The organism is Mangrovibacter sp. MFB070, from assembly GCF_000705335.1.
Taxonomy (GTDB): domain Bacteria; phylum Pseudomonadota; class Gammaproteobacteria; order Enterobacterales; family Enterobacteriaceae; genus Mangrovibacter; species Mangrovibacter plantisponsor.
On the sequence record NZ_JJMI01000052.1, the window covers coordinates 74966 to 95395 of the forward strand.

Sequence of the window (20430 nt, forward strand, 5' to 3'; positions counted from 1 at the left end):
CTTATCTTCCCAACCACGGTTGTGGATTGACCGCCTGACCCTGGCGGCGAATTTCGAAATAGAGAGAGGGGCGACCCTGGCCTCCACTGCTGCCCACCAGTGCGATTGGTTGCCCTGCCCGGACTTGTGCGCCGACACTGACCAGCGCACTTTGGTTGTATCCGTACAGGCTCATATCACCTTTCCCGTGGTCGACAACGACAACAAGGCCATAACCCTGAAGCCAGTCAGCAAGGATTACCCGTCCATCCGCGATAGCTTTGACCTCGGTACCTTCACTGGCACCAATGACAATGCCCTTCCACCGTAACTCACCTTGCAGTTGTTCGCCATACCGATGAAGTATTGGCCCACGCACTGGCCAGTATGCCTGGCCACGTGGAGCCCCTAAACCACCGGTTCTTGCCATTAATTCCCGTTCGCTGGGTGTTGGTTTGTACGTGGTGCCTTTTTTGGCGGCACTCTGTTCACGATCGCGAATTTTCTGCGCTTCACGGGCTTCTTTATCTGCCCGGGCTTTTGCGGCAGCGGCAGCCTGGGCGATGCTGTTACGCAGGCGAGCCTCGTTTTGGCGCATTTCGTTAAGTTGCTGCTGGCCTGCCTGGATAGATCCTTCTAAACCTCGCAGAGTTTTTTGCCGTTCATCTCGCGCGGCTTCCAGCTTTTCTTGTTGTGCTTTCTGCTCATAGAGCAGAGTTTGTTGCTCAGTTTGCTTATCTTCTAATTGGCTGCGTTGTACAGCGACTTCGGCACGGGTTTGTTTTAATTGCTCGATTGTTTCCTGCCGAGCCTGATTCAGATAGCCAAAATAGGCCTGCAAGCGCTCATTCCGCTGGCCCTGCTCTCCATCGAGTAACATTTCCAGACCTGAATGTTTACCTTGGCGAAAGGCCGCATCCAGCTGTGCTGCCAGGTTACGCTCCTGCATCGCTTTTTGTTTTTCGAGGCGAGCGATTGAGGCACTCATATCTGCGATTTGCTTATCCAGCGTGGCGAGTGTCGATTGCGTCTCATGGAGTTTTTTACTGGCAGCCGCAATGGCCTGCTCTTGTTTTTTGAGCTGAGCCAGGAGCTCTGTACGCTGCTGCATTTGCTGGCGCACAGCACGCTCTTTCGCGGCAATATCTTGCTGGATAGACTGGAGCTGTTGCTTGTCATCTGCCAGTGCAGATAACGGGCGCAACAATACGCCAGCGCTTATCACGCTGGCGTAAAAGATGTGTTTCAAAGCTGAGCGGTGAGGCTTCAATGAGACACAGGTTATTGAAAAAATCGCTTTTCCCCTCATGGGGAGCGATTATTTCACGATGAACAGCGGCTTGCCAGTCATCTCTTGTGGGATTTCCATGCCCATCAGGTTCAGCATGGTGGGCGCGATATCAGACAGTTTTCCACCATCTACTGCTTTTGTTGCGTTATTGCCAACATAAATCAGTGGTACAGGCAGGTTGGTATGAGCAGTATGTGCCTGGCCGGTAGACGGGTCACGCATTTGTTCTGCATTACCATGGTCCGCGGTGATAAGTAATTGACCACCAACAGATTCTACGGCTTTAACTACTTGCTCAACACACTTGTCCAGCGTTTCGACTGCAGTCACTGCGGCTTCAAAGACGCCAGTGTGGCCTACCATATCGCCATTAGGGTAGTTACAGATAATGGTGTCGTATTTCCCGCTGGTGATTGCAGCGACCAGCTTGCTGGTAAGTTCTGCTGAACTCATTTCTGGCTGCAGGTCGTAAGTCGCAACTTTCGGAGAATTCACCAGTACGCGATCTTCCCCCGGGAACGGCTCTTCAACACCACCGTTAAAGAAGAAAGTGACATGAGCATATTTTTCGGTTTCAGAAATACGCAACTGAGTTTTGTTGTTTTTCGCCATCCACTCGCCAAGGGTATTGGCCAGTGAAGCTGGTGGGTATGCACAGGCGGTTTTAATGTCTGCGGCATATTCTGTCAGCATTACGAATTCGCTGAAGTTCACCACTTTTTTGCGGGAGAAGCCATCAAAGTCAGAATTAACGAATGCGCGAGTAATTTGACGAGCACGGTCTGCGCGGAAGTTCATGAAAACTAAAGTATCGCCATCCTGCATTGCTGCGTCGGCTTCACCCGCCGCGCGAATAACTGTTGGTTTAACAAACTCATCGTTTTCATCACGGGCATAAGCAGCCTGCAAGCCGGCAACCGCGCTGTCTGCCTGGAATTCGCCCTGAGCCTGAGTCATCAGGTCATAAGCCAGTTCAACACGATCCCAGCGGTTATCACGGTCCATGGCGTAATAACGGCCAATCAGAGACGCGATACGGCCCTTACCCAGAGTCGCGAACTTATCTTCGAAACGTTTCAGTGTCGCTTCAGCGCTACGTGGCGGGGTGTCGCGGCCATCAAGGAATGCGTGCAGATAAATGGCTGTTGCGCCACGCTCAGCCGCCAGTTCCACCATTGCCATGATGTGGTCTTCATGACTGTGCACACCACCAGGAGACATCAGGCCCATAATGTGAACGGCTTTATTTGCAGCAACAGCTTTGTCAACTGCGGCAGTTAATACTGGGTTTGCAAAGAAAGTACGTTCTTTGATTTCAACATCAAGACGCGTTAAATCCTGGTAAACGATACGACCCGCGCCCAGATTAACGTGACCGACTTCGGAGTTACCCATTTGGCGGTCAGGCAGGCCAACTTCAAGGCCTGAGGCGTCAATCAAAGTGTGTGGACGTTGTGCCCACAAACTATCCATTACCGGGGTTTTAGCATTCAGAATGGCATTATCCTGTTTATCTTCACGGTAGCCATAACCATCAAGAATAACCAGAACCATAGGTTTTTTAGAAACCGACATTGCAACAACCTCTTACGTAAAAGACACAATTCTTTTGCGTAATTTTACTACAGCTGGCCCCAGTAAATAGCCCCGGAAGATCAAAGAAAGCGTGGGGCCAGCTCACATATCTCGGGTGGGTTGATGTTTTTTTTCACCACTTGCAGCAGAAAATGCATAACCTGATGCTCTTTGGCTGTATTTAGAACAACGCGCAGGTATACTCCTTTCCTGGTTTTTTCACTGATTCGGGAGTTACAACCCCCCATGCAAGAGATTATGCAATTTGTTAGCCGTCATCCGGTGCTGAGTATCGCCTGGGTTGGCTTATTACTGGCTGTGCTGGTTACTACTTTCAAAGGCCTTGCCTCTAAAGTGAAAGTGATTTCACGTGGTGAAGCAACACGGTTGATTAACAAAGAAGATGCGGTGGTCGTGGATGTGCGCCAGCGTGATGATTTCCGTAAAGGGCATATTGCCAATGCAATCAACGTGCTGCCTAACGAAATCAAAGCCGGCAATGTGGGCGAGCTTGAAAAACATAAAAACAAACCCATCATTGTAGTTGACGCCAACGGTATGTCTTCACAGGAACTGGCTGGTGCACTGAGTAAAGCGGGTTTCGAACAAGTGACCGTATTGAAAGAAGGTATTGCGGGCTGGAGTGGTGAGAATTTGCCTCTGGTACGCGGTAAATAACCGGTAAATGAGGAGTTGTGATGGCCAATATTGATATCTATACCACAACAACCTGTCCTTACTGCTCACGAGCTAAAGCACTGCTGAGCAGTAAAGGTGTCTCTTTCAACGAAATCATCATTGACAGAGATGATGGGCTGCGAGCCCAGATGATGGAACGTAGTGGGCGCCGTACAGTTCCGCAGATTTTTATTGATGAACAGCACATCGGTGGCTGTGACGACTTGTATGCGCTGGACGCACGTGGTGGACTTGATCCCCTGTTAAACTAATTTTTTAGCTGTCCATTAATGAGATTAAGGACAAAACGTTAAGGGTTGACACATGTCAGAACAAAATAATACTGAAATGTCTTTTCAGATTCAGCGCGTTTACACCAAGGATATTTCTTTCGAAGCGCCCCATGCACCACACATTTTTCAAAAAGACTGGCAGCCAGAAGTAAAACTCGATCTGGATACTGCATCCAGTCAGTTAGCTGATGATGTGTACGAAGTGGTTTTGCGTGTCACTGTGACGGCTACAGTAGAAGAAGAAACAGCTTTCCTGTGTGAAGTTCAGCAGGGCGGTATTTTTACTGTTGGCGGCATTGAGGGCACACAACTGGCGCATTGCCTGGGTGCTTATTGCCCTAACATTCTGTTCCCGTATGCTCGCGAATGCATTACCAGCCTGGTTTCCCGTGGTACGTTCCCTCAGTTGAACCTGGCTCCGGTAAACTTTGACGCGCTGTTTATGAATTACCTGCAGCAGCAGTCAGGTGAAGGTACGGAAGAACATCAGGACGCCTGATGACAATGAATGCCTCCATGACAGTGATTGGTGCCGGTTCTTATGGCACAGCACTGGCCATTACCGTCGCACGTAATGGCCACCATGTGGTTTTATGGGGGCATGATCCCGCCCATATCGCCACACTTGCGGCAGAGCGATGCAATGCCGCATTCCTTCCTGACGTCGCATTCCCTGACACGCTCCATCCAGAAAGCTCTCTGGCAAAAGCACTTGCTGCCAGCCGTGATGTTCTGGTTGTAGTGCCAAGCCATGTTTTTGGTGATGTTCTGCGTCAGCTTAAACCATTGCTACGCCCCGATGCTCGTGTCGTTTGGGCCACAAAAGGCCTTGAAGCAGAGACTGGGCGTTTGCTGCAGGATGTTGCAAGGGATGAGCTGGGTGACACTATCCCACTGGCAGTATTGTCAGGCCCAACCTTTGCTAAAGAACTGGCGGCTGGCTTGCCAACGGCCATTGCGCTGGCGGCTACAGATGACAAGTTTGCGGCTGACCTGCAGCATCTGTTGCATTGCGGGAAAAGCTTCCGTGTGTACAGCAACCCAGATTTTATTGGGGTGCAGTTGGGCGGAGCGGTGAAGAATGTGATTGCTATTGGTGCCGGGATGTCTGATGGAATTGGTTTCGGTGCTAATGCCAGAACCGCGTTGATTACCCGTGGGCTGGCAGAGATGTCGCGTCTGGGGTCCGCTTTGGGTGCAGACCCAACGACCTTCATGGGAATGGCCGGGTTAGGTGACTTAGTCCTGACTTGTACTGACAACCAGTCTCGTAACCGGCGCTTCGGTATGATGCTGGGCCAGGGGGCTGATGTGCAGTCTGCCCAGGATAAAATTGGCCAGGTTGTCGAGGGGTACCGAAATACCAAAGAGGTTCGGGCTCTGGCACAACGTTATGGTGTAGAAATGCCAATAACTGAGCAAATTTATCAGGTATTATACTGTAATAAAGATGCCCGGGATGCCGCGCTGACACTTCTTGGTCGGGCGCGCAAGGATGAAAGCAGTCACTGACGGAACGCGTGTTTATGATTAAAACCGGTGGCATATGTCTATGTCGCCGGTTTCTTATTTCTGTCTGGAGAAAGCAATGCCGTGTGAAGAACTTGACCTGGTTTGGAATAACATTAAAGCCGAAGCCCGGGCATTGGCCGATTGTGAGCCGATGCTGGCGAGTTTCTATCATGCGACATTACTTAAACACGAAAATTTGGGTAGTGCGCTCAGTTATATGCTGGCGAATAAACTCTCTTCAGCCATTATGCCAGCGATTGCCATTCGTGAAGTGGTGGAAGAAGCCTACTCTGCCGATCCTGAAATGATAGCTTCCGCGGCCTGTGATATTCAGGCTGTGCGAACACGCGACCCGGCGGTAGATAAGTATTCAACGCCATTGTTATATCTGAAAGGCTTTCACGCATTACAGGCTTATCGTATTGGCCACTGGTTGTGGGGCCAGGGGCGGCAAGCTCTGGCGATTTTTCTGCAAAACCAGGTATCAGTGACTTTTCAGGTGGATATTCACCCCGCTGCCCGCATAGGCCGTGGGATCATGCTGGATCACGCAACGGGTATTGTGATCGGTGAAACGGCTGTGGTGGAAGACGATGTGTCTATCCTCCAGTCAGTGACGCTGGGCGGGACAGGTAAAACCAGCGGTGATCGCCATCCGAAGATTCGTGAAGGCGTTATGATTGGCGCGGGAGCAAAAATTCTCGGCAACATTGAAGTGGGGCGGGGAGCAAAAATTGGAGCTGGTTCCGTTGTGCTACAGTCCGTTGCTGCACATACCACCGCAGCGGGGGTGCCGGCTCGTGTAGTCGGTAAGCCCGATAGCGAGAAGCCATCAATGGATATGGACCAGCTCTTTAATGCCCTGAATCACGGTTTTGAAGATGGAGATGGCATTTAACGGCGTGGTGCTGCGCCATCGTAACCCAGTTGGCGCCAGGCTTCATAAACTACCACTGCAACCGAATTAGACAGGTTCATACTCCGGCTGTCAGCAACCATGGGAATACGAATTTTCTGTTCGGCAGGAAAGGTATCCAGGATAGATGCTGGCAGGCCGCGTGTTTCCGGGCCAAACATCAAATAATCACCTTGCTGATATGCCACTGCGCTGTGTGCAGGGGTACCTTTTGTGGTGAGTGCGAAAAGCCGTCCAGGCTGTTCTTTTTCAAGGAAAGCCGCGTAGTCATGATGGCGTATAACCGCCGTAAACTCATGGTAGTCCAGCCCGGCTCTGCGCAGGCGCTTGTCATCCCATGTAAAACCCATGGGTTCAATGATATGCAGACGGAAACCTGTATTGGCACACAGGCGAATAATATTCCCGGTATTCGGTGGGATCTCGGGCTCAAACAAAACAATATTCAACATACAACAACCCCCTGGTCAGGGGCGCAAGAATAGCAAATTTAACCGTGCAGTAAAACGAGAGGCCCGTGAAGGCCTCAGCTTGTACGATGATAAAGCGGTAACCACAACACTAAGCGTAACCCGCCTAACGGGCTGTCATCGGCCTTAACCCAGCCCCTGTGCTGCTGAATGGCGCTGTCAACAATAGCCAGCCCCAACCCTGTGCCACCAGACTCCCGGTCCCGGGCTTCATCTGTGCGATAAAATGGCCTGAAAATATGCTCCCGGTCTTCCGGGCTGACGCCTGGGCCATCGTCATCCACAGTGACAGTAATCCCCTGGTTATCAACCGAGAAATTTACTGCGATATGGGTATGCGAATAACGCAGCGCATTGCGCACAATATTTTCCAGCGCACTTTCCAGCGCATTAGGGTTGCCATAAAGCAGCCATGGACCAGGCGGATAGGTGACTTCCAGTGACTTGCCCATTTGTTCTGCTTCAAATGCCGCGTTGTCCAGCACTTCGCTCCAGATTTGGTTAGCCTTCATCGTTTCACTAACCAGCGCATTTTTTTGCTGATTACGCGACATGACCAGCAGGTCATTAATCATGCTGTCCAGGCGCTGGGCTTCCATTTCAATACGCTCCAGCTCTTTGCTTTCACCAGCTCGCCGCCGCAACAGAGCGGTACCCAGTTGAAGGCGAGTCAACGGTGTACGCAGTTCATGGGAAATATCAGACAGCAGCCTCTGCTGTGAGGTCATCACCCTTTCGAGTGCAGTGACCATTTTGTTGAAGCTTGAACCGGCAGCCAGAAACTCCTGTGGGCCTGATTCGAGCTCAGGGTGTTGGCGAAGATCCCCATGGGCCACTTCATCCGCAGCCAGTTTAAGCCGGCGTGCAGGACGCGCCAGGCTCCATGCCAGCCATAGCAAGAGTGGAGAACTGACTAACATTGTGACAATGAGCAACAGTAACGGCCTGTCGAACAATAAATTAATAAAATCAGACTGAGAGCTGCTTGCCGGGCGAATTAAGTAAAGCTGGTACATGTCTTCGCCGTCACGGACGGCAAAAGGGCCAACCAGCTCAACACGGCCATATTTTTTCTTCTGTGGGTGTGCTGCGTTATCCGACTGACCGATAAAGTTACGGATAATTTGCATTTCATTGCGTTGGGCACCAATAACCCGGCCTTCACTGGTGACCAGCAATAAGCGTTGGCCTGGTGGCGCCCATTTATCGATGGCACGAAACAGACGCCGCCACCACATCAAATCGTTCGGTGGGTCATTAGCCAGTTCCGCTTCAACATGTTGCTCTATCATCATGCCCTGGCGTTGCTCACTTTGGAGCAGCTCGGTCATTTGCCTGGAGTCGAGTTTGGGTAACATCAACACCAGCATCAGCACCAAAGCGAGCGTAAGCCAGAAGATAGCAAAAATACGGGCGGTAAGGCTGCCTATCATGAAGCGGACACCATCAGATACCCACGGCCACGTAATGTTTTGAACCAGGGGTGCCCATCTTTACGTTCTGGCAATTTACGGCGCAAGTTGGATATATGCATATCAATTGCCCGGTCAAAAGGGGTCAACCGCTTACCTAACACTTCCTGACTTAAATGTTCGCGGGAGACAACCTGCCCAAGGTGCTGAGCCAACAAATACAGCAACGTAAACTCTGTACCGGTCAGTTCCAGCGTTTGCCCATCAAAGCTGGCTTCCTGGCGCCCTGGATTCAGGCTCAGTGAGTCAACTTCCAGTGTGGGTGTGCCGTTGTCGTTGCTTTGTTGCTGCTCACTCCAGTGTGAGCGACGTAAAATTGCGCGAATACGGGCAACCAGTTCCCGGTCATTAAAAGGTTTTGGCAGGTAATCATCTGCCCCCAGTTCCAGCCCCAGAACACGATCCAGTTCACTACCACGTGCTGTCAGCATGATGACAGGGGTTTGGTATGTTTGCCGGAGTTCTTTCAGTGTATCTATGCCATTTTTCTTGGGCATCATGATATCAAGCAACAAAAGATCGATGCTGTCATCAAGGAGGCTGAGAGCCTGATCCCCATCATGAGCTACCAATACATTGAAACCTTCCATGTCGAGCAATTCCTTTAACAGGGATGTAAGCTCTCGGTCATCGTCAACTAACAGTATCTTATTCATTGTTTAAATACCTCCGAGGCAGAAATTACGTCATCCAGCACGGCTAATCCATGACTTTACGTTGTTTTACACCCCCTGACGCATGTTTGCAGCGTTAATCGTAGACTGCATAACGTCGACTTACGGAGCATAAGGATTCAGGAGCATGTAATGTGCAAAGTTATCGCAGTTTCTCTGGCATCAGCGCTTGTTTTTATCAGCAGTACCAGCCATGCCGATGAAACATTTTTTGCAGATAACTGGCACCAGCAAACGAATAACGCATCACGTTTCAATATTGAAAGTCACATGTTCGATGGTATTAGTTTAACCGAACAACAGCGACAGCAGATGCGAGATTTAATGCAAAGGGCGAGACACAGTTTACCGCCTGTAAACCTGAATGAAATTGAGACCATGCATAAGCTGGTCACAGAAAATCAGTTTGATGAAAGTGCTGTTCGTACTCAGGCAGAAAAGATGGCACAAGAACAGGTGGAGCGCCAGGTCGAGATGGCCCGGGTACAGCACCAGATGTACAGCCTGTTAACGTCTGAGCAGAAAGCGCTTTTGCAAGAGAAGCACAATAAACGAATGAACGCTTTGCGCGAAATTGCAGAGCTACAGAATGTGTCTTCTGAAGAGTTTTATAGCAGTAATCGTAGTAACCAGTGATGAACCCTGTTTTCCTTGCCATAGACACCATCCCTGTCTTACCCCGCCAACCGGCGGGGCTTTTTTTTGCCTTTAAAAACACTCAGATTGATTATACTGGCATCCAGGCTTCCTGGAGGTGTTATGAATCAAAATTATGGCCGTCTTGTTAGCGGTGCGGCTTTAGCTGCAACGACAACTGCTTGCATACTGTTATGCATTAAAATAGTTGCCTGGTGGTTAACAGGATCAATGAGCATTCTGGCATCGTTAGTCGATTCACTGGTCGATATTGCTGCATCCTTAACGAACCTGTTGGTAGTTCGCTATTCCCTTCAGCCAGCAGATGATGAACATACATTTGGGCATGGTAAAGCCGAGTCTCTGGCAGCTCTTGCACAAAGTATGTTTATTTCAGGCTCGGCATTATTTTTATTTCTCTCGGCAATTCAACATATTGCACAACCAGAACCGATGCGTGATGCAGGTGTCGGTGTGATTGTCACCGTTCTGGCATTAATAAGTACTATCATTTTGGTGACATTCCAGCGTTGGGTGGTCCGCAGAACCGGTAGCCAGGCTGTCAGGGCAGATATGCTTCATTATCAGTCTGATGTTATGATGAATGGAGCCATCCTGGTTGCGCTGGGCCTGTCATGGTATGGATGGCACCGTGCAGATTCACTCTTCGCTTTAGGTATTGGCATTTATATTTTATATAACGCTTTACGTATGGGGTATGAAGCCGTTCAGTCTTTGCTGGACAGAGCCCTGCCGGAAAGTGACCATCAGGAAATTATTCGCATCGCTGGTCAATGGCCTGAAGTAAAAGGGACCCATGACCTGCGGACAAGGCAGTCAGGGCCGACTCGTTTTATTCAATTGCATCTGGAAATGGACGACGATTTGCCATTGGTGGAATCACATCGAATTGCTGAAGCGGTGGAACAGGCAATTCGTGACCACTTTCCTGGCGCAGATGTCATTATTCATCAGGATCCTTGTTCGGTAGTGCCGCTGGAATTACAGGGACATTTCGAGCGTTAATGGAGAGGTGTAAAAAAGTGAGCCAGGTCGCCATTTTCAGTATAAATAACCATCATTTGGCCTGACCTGAATCAATTCAGCAAGAACCGGTTGATATACTATTGCGGTAAGCGTAGTAACCCCAGTTTATCCGCAGGCGGTTCTGGCAACAGTATTCATTTTTGCATTCAAAGTTCAGAGGTAGTCATGATTAAAAAAATCGGTGTTTTGACAAGCGGTGGTGACGCACCGGGCATGAACGCAGCGATTCGTGGAGTTGTGCGTGCCGCATTGACAGAAGGTCTGGAAGTTTGTGGGATTTATGATGGCTATCTGGGTTTGTATGAAGACCGTATGATTAACCTGGACCGTTATAGTGTGTCCGATATGATTAACCGCGGTGGGACATTCCTGGGTTCCGCGCGTTTCCCTGAGTTCCGTGAAGAGCATGTTCGCAGTGTCGCAATTGATAACATGAAAAAACGTGGCATTGATGCACTGGTCGTGATCGGTGGGGATGGTTCCTACATGGGGGCAAAACGCCTGACTGAAATGGGCTTCCCATGTATTGGTCTGCCTGGCACTATTGATAACGATGTGGCTGGTACGGATTACACTATCGGTTATTTCACAGCACTGAGCACCGTTGTTGAAGCTATTGACCGCCTGCGTGATACTTCGTCATCTCACCAGCGTATCTCTATTGTTGAAGTAATGGGGCGTTATTGTGGTGATCTGACTTTGGCTGCTGCCATTGCCGGCGGGTGTGAATTTATTGTGCTGCCGGAAGTTGAGTTTAACCGCGAAGATCTGGTTTCCGAAATTAAAGCCGGTATCGCCAAAGGTAAGAAACACGCGATTGTTGCGATTACTGAGCACATTTGCGATGTGAATGAATTATCCAAATACATTGAAACTGAAACAGGCCGTGAAACACGTTCTACCGTGTTGGGCCATATTCAGCGTGGTGGTTCTCCGGTGCCTTACGACCGTATTCTGGCTTCTCGTATGGGCTCTTATGCTATTGAACTGCTGCTGCAAGGATACGGTGGCCGTTGTGTGGGTACACAGAATGAAAAACTGGTACACCACGATATTATCGACGCCATTGAAAATATGAAACGCCCATTCAAGGGCGACTGGCTGAACTGCGCGAAGAAATTGTACTGACAGCCCACCCACAACAAGCCGGAGCGTCTCTCCGGCTTTTTTATCTCTTTAATTATTCCTTATAGTTATAGCCAATTTTTTTTAATTCTTTAATTAGCGTGAAATTTTCTGGCAGGCTGACACCATTCGACCTGATAAGAGAACCCGTTATGAAAAAGTGGCTTCCTGGTGTGGTTTTGCTGCTGGCATCTGCCAGTGTAATGGCTAAAGACATCCAATTATTAAATGTGTCTTACGACCCAACGCGTGAACTCTATGAGCAATATAACAAAGCGTTCAGTGCCTGGTGGAAGGAGAAAACGGGCGACAATGTGATTATTCGCCAGTCTCATGGCGGTTCAGGTAAACAGGCAACGTCAATTATTAATGGAATTGATGCCGATGTAGCGACGCTGGCTCTGGCAGGAGATATTGACGCGATTGCTGCGCGTGGGCGCATTGCTAAAGACTGGATCAAACGGTTACCAGATAATTCGGCACCCTATACTTCAACCATTGTTTTTTTGGTGCGCAAGGGCAACCCGAAAAATATTCATGACTGGAATGATCTGGTTAAACCAGGCGTCTCGGTGATTACTCCGAATCCAAAAAGCTCTGGCGGTGCACGCTGGAATTACCTGGCTGCCTGGGGCTATGCGCTGGATAACAATAATGGTTCTCAGGAGAAGGCTCAGGCATTTGTTAAAGCGCTATATCATAATGTTGAAGTGCTTGATTCCGGGGCGCGAGGCGCAACGAACACCTTTGTTGAACGGGGAATTGGCGATGTGTTAATTGCCTGGGAGAACGAAGCACTACTGGCGGAGAAGACGCTGGGACACGGGCAGTTTGAAATAGTGACGCCAAGTGAATCGATTCTGGCTGAACCGACGGTGTCGGTTGTCGATAAAGTGGTGGATAAAAAAGGCACGCGCGATATCGCCCAGGCATATTTGCAACATCTCTACTCCCATGAAGGGCAGGAGATTGTTGCCCGTAACTTTTACCGCCCCCGAGACCCGGAAGTGGCTAAGCAGTTCAGTGCACAGTTTCCTGAGTTGAAACTTTTCACTATTGATGAAAAATTTGGCGGCTGGGCTCAGGTACAGAAAATACATTTTGCCAGCGGTGGTACATTTGACCAAATCAGCCAGCGGTGATTGTTAACAAAACTGTCATTGTGATTTGAGATAAAAAACAGGACGATGGCTGCCAGGTCATCGTCTTTTTACGTTCAGGAGCACAATGATGGTCCGTCATCGCAAAAAGTATTTAGGGTTATTTCTCGTAGTGTTAGTTGTAGCTGGTGCAGCAGGAGGTTGGTACTGGCATGAACGAGAGTGGAAGGCCGGGGCCCTGTGGCGCATTGTCAGTGAAAAATGCGTACCGGGTGAGCAGAAGAATCACAATCCGGCACCTTGTAAGGAAGTAAACCTGCAACAAGGCTATGTGCTATTGAAGGATCTCAATGGCCCGCTGCAATTTTTGCTCATGCCAGTTGAACGTATAACAGGCATTGAAAGCCCTGAACTGCTTTCCCCCACAACGCCTAATTTTTTCTGGGACGCCTGGCATGAACGCGGTGTGATGGCAGAAAAACGAGGGGCGCCCATACCGGATACTGCGATTTCATTGGCAATAAATTCACCCACTGGCAGAACACAGAACCAGTTACATATTCATATCTCCTGCCTGCGCAATGATATTCGCCAAACCATTGATAAATTTCAGTATGCCGTTGGGGCGCAATGGCAGCCATTCCCGGATAATCTGGCCGGTGAAGAGTGGCTGGCACGGACATTAACCCCTGAAGAGCTGCAAAACCAAAGTCTGTTTATTAACTTTGCGCAGCAGGTTGGTGGGGCCGCAAAACAGATGGGGCATTTCAGCCTGGCGCTGGTGGCACTGAAGAGCGGTAAACTGCTGGCGCTGGCAACAGAGCGTGATTTATTGCACGGCAATCCGGCATCAGCAGAAGTGTTGCAGGATCATACCTGTGCAATTTTGACTGCGCCAGAAACACAAAAGCCCTGAGCAGACACCACAACGTAGTGCATGCTACAGGGCCTTAACCGCAGGGCGATTAATGCTTATCAGGCATTTTTCGCTTCTGCTGCTGCTTTAACGATAGTTGCGAAGGCATCTGCTTTCAGTGAAGCACCACCAACCAATGCACCGTCGATATCCGGCTGGCCAAACAGTTCAGCTGCGTTGGCCGCATTAACGGAGCCGCCGTACTGGATGATAACTTGTTCAGCAATTGCCGCATCAGCTTTTGCAATGTGATCACGAATGAATTTGTGAACAGCCTGAGCCTGTGCCGGGGTGGCAGATTTACCAGTGCCAATCGCCCACACAGGTTCATAAGCGATAACTGCACCTTCAAAAGCTTGAGCACCAAGAGTATTCAGCACGGCATCAATCTGGCGGGAACAAACTTCTTCAGTTTTACCTGCTTCGTTTTCTGCTTCAGTTTCACCGATGCAAAGAACCGGGATCAGGCCTTGTTCTTTCAGGACCGCGAATTTTTTAGCGATGAGTTCATCGGATTCAGCATGGTAGGTACGGCGTTCGGAGTGACCAATAATAATATATTTTGCACCCACATCTTTCAGCATTGCAGCGGAAGTTTCGCCAGTGAATGCGCCAGACAGGTTCAGGTCAACATTTTGCGCGCCCAGGTGAATATGGCTGCCTGCTGCAGTCTGTTTTGCCAGGTCGAGGTACATCATTGGAGGGGCAATCGCAACACCACAACCCACAACGCTGGATAATTCCTTACGCAGGTTAGTCACCAGCTCGTGAACCATGTGTGTGCTGCCGTTGAGTTTCCAGTTACCCATCACTAAGGGATGTCGCATCTTATTCTCCAGGTGGTAAGAAATAAAAATAGTGCTGCCATGGCAGGCAGCGGGTCTGTAACACAGTATAGAGATTCACAGCTCGAAAGGCTTTGCTTTTTATCATTGATTGCTGTTTTCAAGCGCTTCAGATAGCGCCAGCTTAACCGGTTCAACAGCGAAAGTTAGCCCTTTTTCACCGTCATCTGCCACAACATAGCGTAACGCTCCTTCGGTTTGAGCGTAATAGCTTTTGTTTTTCCCGGCAGACAGCAATTTAGTGAGCAGATCTGCACTTTGCTGTGCTGAATAGTTAGGGTTGAAATGATTGATTAACGCTTTCATCCAGGCCAGCGCTTTTGCCCGCGCGTTCGCCTGTTCTGGCCCCTGAATCGGTAACCAGGTTATCTGGATGCTTTTGATTTTGAGCGTTGCCCGCTCAAGCGCTGCCGATGCATAGAGATTCTCATTAATTTTTGTTGCAGCACGCAGTAATAAAACTTTCGGGTCGTTGACCTCAATGGCACGAAATTCATTGAGTTGTAATGTGGGATTTTCGTGATTGAAACGTTCTCGGAAATCGGAAATCGAGATATCGAACACCGGCGCACCGGGTAGCAGGTACGCAGCGACAGGCGCTTTGGTTTCTCCTTGTTCCGCTTTGCCGTAGGCCGCACAAGTCAATAATGTGAGTGCTGCAAGCGCGGTTAACAAGTATTTCATTCATTCTCACTCCCCTGAGATTGGTGAAACGATTAAAACGATATCCTGTGCGCTTGTCAAAAACAGCTCCACCCAGGGTAAACTATCCGCATTATGATAAGCAGGGCACATTTATGACCATACAGCTTTGGTTGTTTTCTTTTCGGGGGCGTATTGGCCGCCGTGATTTCTGGGTCTGGATTGTTGCGTGGGCAGTGGCTATGTCGCTGCTGTTTACACTTGCCGGTAATCAAATGCTCAACACACAAACCGCGGCATTTATTCTGGTTTGCCTGCTGTGGCCGACTTCAGCCGTTGTAGTGAAGCGGTTGCATGACCGTGGCAAATCGGGAGCCTGGGCGTTTTTAATGATTCTTGCCTGGATGTTGCTGGCGGGGAACTGGAGTGTGCTGGGCGGCATTTGGGTTTGGGCCGTCGGGCGCTTTATACCCACTCTGATTATGGTAATGATGCTCCTCGACCTGGGCGCGTTTTTAGGCACCCAGGGAGAAAATAAATACGGTAAAACAACGCAGGAAGTTAAATACCGTTAATTACCAATAATGTTCCGCCGTCATGTGCCCCGGGCGGCGGCGCAAGTGTTTTGCCATACCACGGGTTTCTTTAAGCAGTGCCTGTGTGTCTCTAACCATGTCCGGGTTGCCACACAACATCACATGGCTGGTGGTGGGGTCCAGAGCCAGCCCTGTCGCAGCTTCTAATGCGCCACTTTCTATCAATGCAGGTATCCGCCCGGTGAGTGCCCCCGTGGTGGCCTCCCGGCTGACTACGGTTTGAATGCGCAGTTTGTCGCCCAGTTGTTGCTGGAGCGAGAGCATTAATGGCAGGTAACTTAAGTCAGCGGCATGGCGTACGGCATGAACCAGGACGATATGTTCAAAGCGTTCGAGGTCATCACCTTGCTGCAGTATAGATAAATAGGGCCCGACAGCCGTACCTGTTGCCAGCATCCAGAGCGTCTGGCAATCAGGAACTTCATCCAGCACAAAAAAGCCCGCAGCGGATGCGGTAACTTGTACCGGGTCGCCAGGTTTCAGGGCGCTCAGGTGTGGGCTTAGTTTACCGCCCGGAACGGTCACCAGATAAAACTCAAGATTTGGGTTAGCTGGTGCATTGACATAAGAATACGCTCGCTGGACGCGCTCACCGTCAATTTCCAGGCTTAGTTTGGCAAATTGCCCGGCGGTGAAAGGAGCGACAGGGGCGTTGAGTGTCAGGCTGAACAGTGTCTCTGTCCAGTGATTGATGTTGATAACGTTGCCGGTAACCCAGTCAGCCATAATGCACTCCTGTGATGATGTTTAATTAATCTTCGCCAGGTCTGCGTAACATTTCCAGCCCAAAAGGGCTGGAAAGCTCAAGAAGACAAACGGTTACACAATATACACCTGTACACCCGAATCTTTGCGATCGAGGTAGTGAATGGACTGGATACGGCGAATTGTGCGTGATTTACCACGAATCAGCAGGGTTTCTGTCGTCGCCATATTTCCTTTACGGGAAATACCATCGAGTAAGTCACCTTTGGTAATGCCGGTTGCCGAGAAAATCACGTTATCACTTTTGGCCATTTCGCTGAGTGCCAGCACTTTGCCAGCTTCAATGCCCATTTCCTGGCAACGTTGTAATTCTTTTTCGCCCAGTGAGCGGTTTTCAGGGGTATCGCCTTTCACATGATGGCGGGCGACTAACCGGCCCTGCATATCACCATCCAGAGCACGAATGACAGCTGCAGACACCACACCTTCTGGTGCACCGCCAATACCATACAGGACATCAACTTCGCTATCCGGCATGCATGTCAGAATAGAGGCTGCCACATCACCATCAGGAATGGCGAAAACGCGCACGCCCAGCTTTTGCATTTCCTCAATGGCTTTCTCATGGCGGGGTTTTGCCAGGATAGTGACGGTGAGTTCACTCAATGGTTTTGCCATTGCATAAGCGATATTGCGCAGGTTTTCGCTGAGTGGCAGGTTGAGGTCGATAGCACCTTTGGCATCCGGGCCCACTATCAGTTTTTCCATATACATATCGGGTGCATTCAGAAAACAGTCTTTATCGCCAACTGCCAGTACAGCCAGTGCATTGGCCTGGCCCATCGCAGTCATTCTGGTGCCTTCAATGGGGTCAACCGCTATATCCACTGCGTCGCCTTTGCCGGTCCCCACTTTTTCACCGATATACAGCATAGGGGCTTCATCAATTTCCCCTTCGCCAATAACAATTTGCCCGTCAATATCGACCTGATTGAGCATGATGCGCATGGCATTCACCGCCGCGCCGTCTGCGGCATTTTTATCTCCCCGCCCAAGCCACTTATAGCCAGCAAGTGCTGCAGCTTCAGTTACACGGGAAAATTCGATAGCAAGTTCTCGTTTCATAGCAAATCCACAACGGAAGAATTGCGACGGAGTGTAGCACAGTGGGGAAAGAGGGGGGTAAAACCCCTTTGCTTTGCAGGGGGATGATTAAAATGAAAAAGCCACATCAGATGTGGCTTTTAAATATTTTATCAGTCAGTTACATCTCTTCATGCTCTTCCCAGGCGAGAGCGCGTTTAACCGCTTTTTTCCAGCCTGCATAGCGGTAATTCCGTTCGGTAGTTTCAATACCCGGGCGGAATTCTTTCTCAATAACCGCTTTTTCTTTCAGCTCATCCAGATTTTGCCAGTAGCCCACCGCCAGGCCCGCCAGGTATGCGGCACCCAGCGCTGTGACTTCCCGGACCTCAGGGCGCTCAACTGGGGTACCCAAAATATCCGACTGGAATTGCATCAGGAAGTTGTTGGCGACAGCCCCACCATCAACCCGCAGAGCGTGGAGCCGTACACCGGCATCGGCCTGCATGGCTTCAAGTACGTCGCGTGTCTGGTAAGCAATAGATTCCAGGGTGGCACGAATGATGTGGTTGGCATTGACACCGCGAGTCAAACCGAAGATTGCACCACGTGCATAAGGGTCCCAGTAAGGGGCGCCGAGCCCGGTAAATGCTGGTACAACATAAACGCCGTTGGTGTCTTTGACTTTAGTGGCAAAGTATTCAGAGTCCGTTGCATCGCTGATGAGTTTCATTTCATCCCGCAACCACTGAATTGATGCCCCACCCATAAAGACCGCCCCTTCCAGCGCGTAATTCACTTCGCCAGTTGGTCCGCAGGCAATGGTGGTGAGCAACCCATGGCTGGAGGTGACGGCCTGCTTGCCTGTGTTCATCAGCATAAAGCAGCCAGTGCCATAGGTGTTTTTCGCCATCCCTTCTTTTACACACAACTGCCCAAACAAGGCAGCCTGCTGGTCACCTGCAATCCCGGCAATAGGAATACGTGTCCCGCCTTTCCCCCCAATGTTGGTTTGGCCATAGACTTCAGAGGATTTACGTACTTGCGGCAACATTTCCCGAGGAATATCCAGTGCTTCCAGCATGCGGTCGTCCCATTCCAGCGTGTGGATGTTGAACAGCATGGTACGGGAGGCGTTGGTATAATCGGTGACATGCACCCGGCCCTGAGTCATCTTCCAGATAAGCCAGGTATCAACGGTACCGAATAATAACTCCCCACGACGGGCGCGTTCCCGCGAGCCTTCAACGTGGTCGAGGATCCATTTCACTTTGGTGCCGGAGAAATAGGGGTCGATGACCAGGCCTGTCGTGTGGCGCACATATTCTTCCATGCCATCGCGCTTAAGTTGTTCGCAAATTTCAGCGGTACGGCGGCACTGCCAGACAATAGCATTGTAAATAGGTTTGCCGGTTTCGCGTTCCCAGACAATAGCCGTTTCGCGCTGGTTGGTAATCCCGATCGCGGCTACCTGGTCTGAACGAATGTCTGCTTTGGCAAGCACTTCCACCAGAGTGGAACTTTGTGATGCCCAGATCTCCATTGGGTCGTGTTCAACCCAACCCGCTTTGGGGTAGATTTGCTGAAACTCGCGTTGGGAGACACTGACGATGTTTGCATCGTGATCCATTACCACGGCCCGGGAACTGGTGGTGCCCTGGTCCAGTGCGACGATGTATTTTTTCTCTGTGGTCATAAATGTGTGTCCTTAAGTCGAATTACAGCGAGGCTTTTTGTTGCGCCACCGCAGGCGATGATGAATTTGATGTTTCTACAACAGGTTTTTTACCAGGTAAATGGTGGGCGATTAATTTCTGGTAGCCAAATGCTCCCAGAATGGCGCCAGCCACAGGGCCAAAAGCCGGAACCAGGAAGTAAGGAATGTTACGCCCGCCAGTGAACGCGATGTCTCCCCAGCCAGCCAGCCAGGCGAATGTTTTTGGGCCAAGGTCACGTGCCGGGTTCATTGCAAATCCGGTTAATGGCCCCATCGACGCACCAATAACCGCAATGAGCAGGCCAATTAACAGTGGTGCGAGTGGGCCGCGCGGGATCCCGTTACCATCATCAGTCAGTGCCATAATGACGCCCATAAGAATGGCGGTAATTACCATCTCAACAGCAAAAGCCTGGTAGAAGTTGATATGGGGATTTGGGTAAGTAGAGAAAATACCTGCCAGTTGCAGGCTTTCTGGTGTTCCGCGAACAATATGGTGAGTGAGCTCATAATCAATAAACAGGTTGTAATAAAGCCCGTAAACCAGAGCTGCGGCGCAGAAGGCACCGAGAAACTGTGAGCAGATAAAGGGCACAACTTTTCGCCCTTCGAAGTTCGCAAACAGCCACAATGCAAGAGTGACTGCCGGGTTGAGGTGTGCGCCGGATACACCTGCTGTCAGATAGATGGCCATAGCCACCCCCAAACCCCAGATGATACTGATTTCCCACTGGCCAAATGTTGCGCCTGCGACAACTAAAGCGGCAACACAGCCAACACCGAAGAAAATCAACAACCCGGTACCAATAAATTCGGCGATGCACTGACCTTTTAAGGTTGAAGTTTGACTCATAATCGGGTCCTGAAGGTAAATTAATGATTATTGTTTGTACGGGTAAGCCAATAACCCGCCATGTCGTGTAGACATACTGTTAATTTATCGTTAACGAGCAAAAACGAGAAATATCGAAAGTGATTTTTGTGTGCGTCGTCAAGAAAATGAGCGTTTTCGCGCTGCGCAGACCAGACTGTTGAGCTGGATAATTATCGGGCGTGATAAGAAATACCTCATTTTTTTAACGGATATATTAACAATTGGGCTGAACAGTGGCGTGTGAGGTTCAGCAAATGCTGAAAAGTGTTGCAATCCGCAAACAG

22 protein-coding genes are annotated in these 20430 nt (G+C 50.0%); 11 read left to right on the plus strand and 11 right to left on the minus strand.

Translation table 11 applies throughout. The features are described from left to right. Position 1 precedes the first annotated feature (1 nt). Positions 2-1288, minus strand: coding sequence for a murein hydrolase activator EnvC (gene envC / locus DT73_RS22875; protein WP_036115770.1), 1287 nt, complete (start codon positions 1286-1288; stop codon positions 2-4). A 9-nt stretch (positions 1289-1297) separates the two neighbouring features. Beyond that, a complete protein-coding gene (gpmM, locus tag DT73_RS22880; RefSeq protein ID WP_036115773.1) occupies positions 1298-2845 on the minus strand; it encodes a 2,3-bisphosphoglycerate-independent phosphoglycerate mutase in 1548 nt (515 codons plus the stop codon). 246 nt (positions 2846-3091) lie between these two features. Here gpmM and DT73_RS22885 point away from each other — a divergent pair, with 246 nt between their 5' ends. The 5 genes from DT73_RS22885 to cysE all read left to right on the plus strand — a co-directional run bounded on the left by DT73_RS22885 (position 3092) and on the right by cysE (position 6226). Next, positions 3092-3523, plus strand: a complete 432-nt coding sequence (locus DT73_RS22885) for a rhodanese-like domain-containing protein (protein ID WP_036115775.1) — start codon at positions 3092-3094, stop codon at positions 3521-3523. Between the two features lie 20 nt (positions 3524-3543). Further along, positions 3544-3795, plus strand: a complete 252-nt coding sequence (gene grxC / locus DT73_RS22890; protein WP_036115777.1) for a glutaredoxin 3 — start codon at positions 3544-3546, stop codon at positions 3793-3795. A gap of 52 nt (positions 3796-3847) precedes the next feature. Further along, positions 3848-4315, plus strand: a complete 468-nt coding sequence (gene secB / locus DT73_RS22895; protein WP_036115781.1) for a protein-export chaperone SecB — start codon at positions 3848-3850, stop codon at positions 4313-4315. Beyond that, positions 4312-5328: an NAD(P)H-dependent glycerol-3-phosphate dehydrogenase gene (gene gpsA, locus DT73_RS22900; RefSeq protein WP_110027370.1), complete on the plus strand. Its 1017-nt coding sequence runs from the start codon at positions 4312-4314 to the stop codon at positions 5326-5328. The genes secB and gpsA overlap by 4 nt, the downstream gene beginning before the upstream one ends. A gap of 76 nt (positions 5329-5404) precedes the next feature. After that, positions 5405-6226, plus strand: coding sequence for a serine O-acetyltransferase (gene cysE, locus DT73_RS22905; protein WP_036115785.1), 822 nt, complete (start codon positions 5405-5407; stop codon positions 6224-6226). On the opposite strand, the gene trmL is transcribed toward cysE, so the two are convergent. The 3 genes from trmL to cpxR form a co-directional block, all read right to left on the minus strand. Continuing rightward, positions 6223-6696, minus strand: a complete 474-nt coding sequence (trmL, locus tag DT73_RS22910; protein WP_036115788.1) for a tRNA (uridine(34)/cytosine(34)/5-carboxymethylaminomethyluridine(34)-2'-O)-methyltransferase TrmL — start codon at positions 6694-6696, stop codon at positions 6223-6225. The two genes, cysE and trmL, sit on opposite strands and share 4 nt — an antisense overlap. A 74-nt stretch (positions 6697-6770) precedes the next feature. Next, positions 6771-8147: an envelope stress sensor histidine kinase CpxA gene (gene cpxA / locus DT73_RS22915; protein WP_036115791.1), complete on the minus strand. Its 1377-nt coding sequence runs from the start codon at positions 8145-8147 to the stop codon at positions 6771-6773. Continuing rightward, the gene (gene cpxR, locus DT73_RS22920) at positions 8144-8842 is read right to left on the minus strand and encodes an envelope stress response regulator transcription factor CpxR (RefSeq protein ID WP_036115795.1); all 699 of its coding nucleotides are present in this window, start codon (positions 8840-8842) and stop codon (positions 8144-8146) included. The genes cpxA and cpxR overlap by 4 nt, the downstream gene beginning before the upstream one ends. 150 nt (positions 8843-8992) lie before the next feature. Between cpxR and cpxP the strand changes: the two genes are divergently transcribed. From cpxP to DT73_RS22945, 5 genes are all read left to right on the plus strand, one after another. After that, the gene (cpxP, locus tag DT73_RS22925; protein ID WP_036115798.1) at positions 8993-9496 is read left to right on the plus strand and encodes a cell-envelope stress modulator CpxP; all 504 of its coding nucleotides are present in this window, start codon (positions 8993-8995) and stop codon (positions 9494-9496) included. Between the two features lie 123 nt (positions 9497-9619). Further along, a complete protein-coding gene (gene fieF / locus DT73_RS22930; protein WP_036115800.1) occupies positions 9620-10522 on the plus strand; it encodes a CDF family cation-efflux transporter FieF in 903 nt (300 codons plus the stop codon). A gap of 186 nt (positions 10523-10708) precedes the next feature. After that, positions 10709-11671 (plus strand): 6-phosphofructokinase, encoded by a 963-nt coding sequence (gene pfkA / locus DT73_RS22935; RefSeq protein WP_036115802.1) that lies wholly within the window; start codon positions 10709-10711, stop codon positions 11669-11671. Between the two features lie 149 nt (positions 11672-11820). Further along, entirely contained in the window at positions 11821-12810 is a 990-nt protein-coding gene (locus tag DT73_RS22940) for a sulfate ABC transporter substrate-binding protein (RefSeq protein ID WP_036115805.1), read from the plus strand. Between the two features lie 88 nt (positions 12811-12898). After that, positions 12899-13684, plus strand: coding sequence for a CDP-diacylglycerol diphosphatase (locus tag DT73_RS22945; protein WP_036115808.1), 786 nt, complete (start codon positions 12899-12901; stop codon positions 13682-13684). Positions 13685-13743: 59 nt separating this feature from the next. Here DT73_RS22945 and tpiA read toward each other — a convergent pair whose 3' ends face one another. Continuing rightward, a complete protein-coding gene (tpiA, locus tag DT73_RS22950; protein WP_036115813.1) occupies positions 13744-14511 on the minus strand; it encodes a triose-phosphate isomerase in 768 nt (255 codons plus the stop codon). A 102-nt stretch (positions 14512-14613) separates the two neighbouring features. After that, entirely contained in the window at positions 14614-15213 is a 600-nt protein-coding gene (locus DT73_RS22955; protein ID WP_036115816.1) for a DUF1454 family protein, read from the minus strand. Positions 15214-15326: 113 nt separating this feature from the next. On the opposite strand from DT73_RS22955, the gene DT73_RS22960 reads away from it, so the two are divergent. After that, entirely contained in the window at positions 15327-15746 is a 420-nt protein-coding gene (locus DT73_RS22960) for a DUF805 domain-containing protein (protein WP_036115819.1), read from the plus strand. Here the strand turns inward: DT73_RS22960 and fpr are convergent, their stop codons facing one another. The 4 genes from fpr to DT73_RS22980 form a co-directional block, all read right to left on the minus strand. Continuing rightward, entirely contained in the window at positions 15747-16493 is a 747-nt protein-coding gene (fpr, locus tag DT73_RS22965) for a ferredoxin--NADP(+) reductase (protein ID WP_036115821.1), read from the minus strand. 93 nt (positions 16494-16586) lie between these two features. After that, positions 16587-17597: a class II fructose-bisphosphatase gene (glpX, locus tag DT73_RS22970; protein ID WP_036115823.1), complete on the minus strand. Its 1011-nt coding sequence runs from the start codon at positions 17595-17597 to the stop codon at positions 16587-16589. A gap of 139 nt (positions 17598-17736) precedes the next feature. Beyond that, positions 17737-19251 (minus strand): glycerol kinase GlpK, encoded by a 1515-nt coding sequence (gene glpK, locus DT73_RS22975; RefSeq protein WP_036115827.1) that lies wholly within the window; start codon positions 19249-19251, stop codon positions 17737-17739. A gap of 22 nt (positions 19252-19273) precedes the next feature. Further along, positions 19274-20125 (minus strand): MIP/aquaporin family protein, encoded by an 852-nt coding sequence (locus tag DT73_RS22980; protein WP_036115832.1) that lies wholly within the window; start codon positions 20123-20125, stop codon positions 19274-19276. Between the last annotated feature and the right edge of the window lie 305 nt (positions 20126-20430).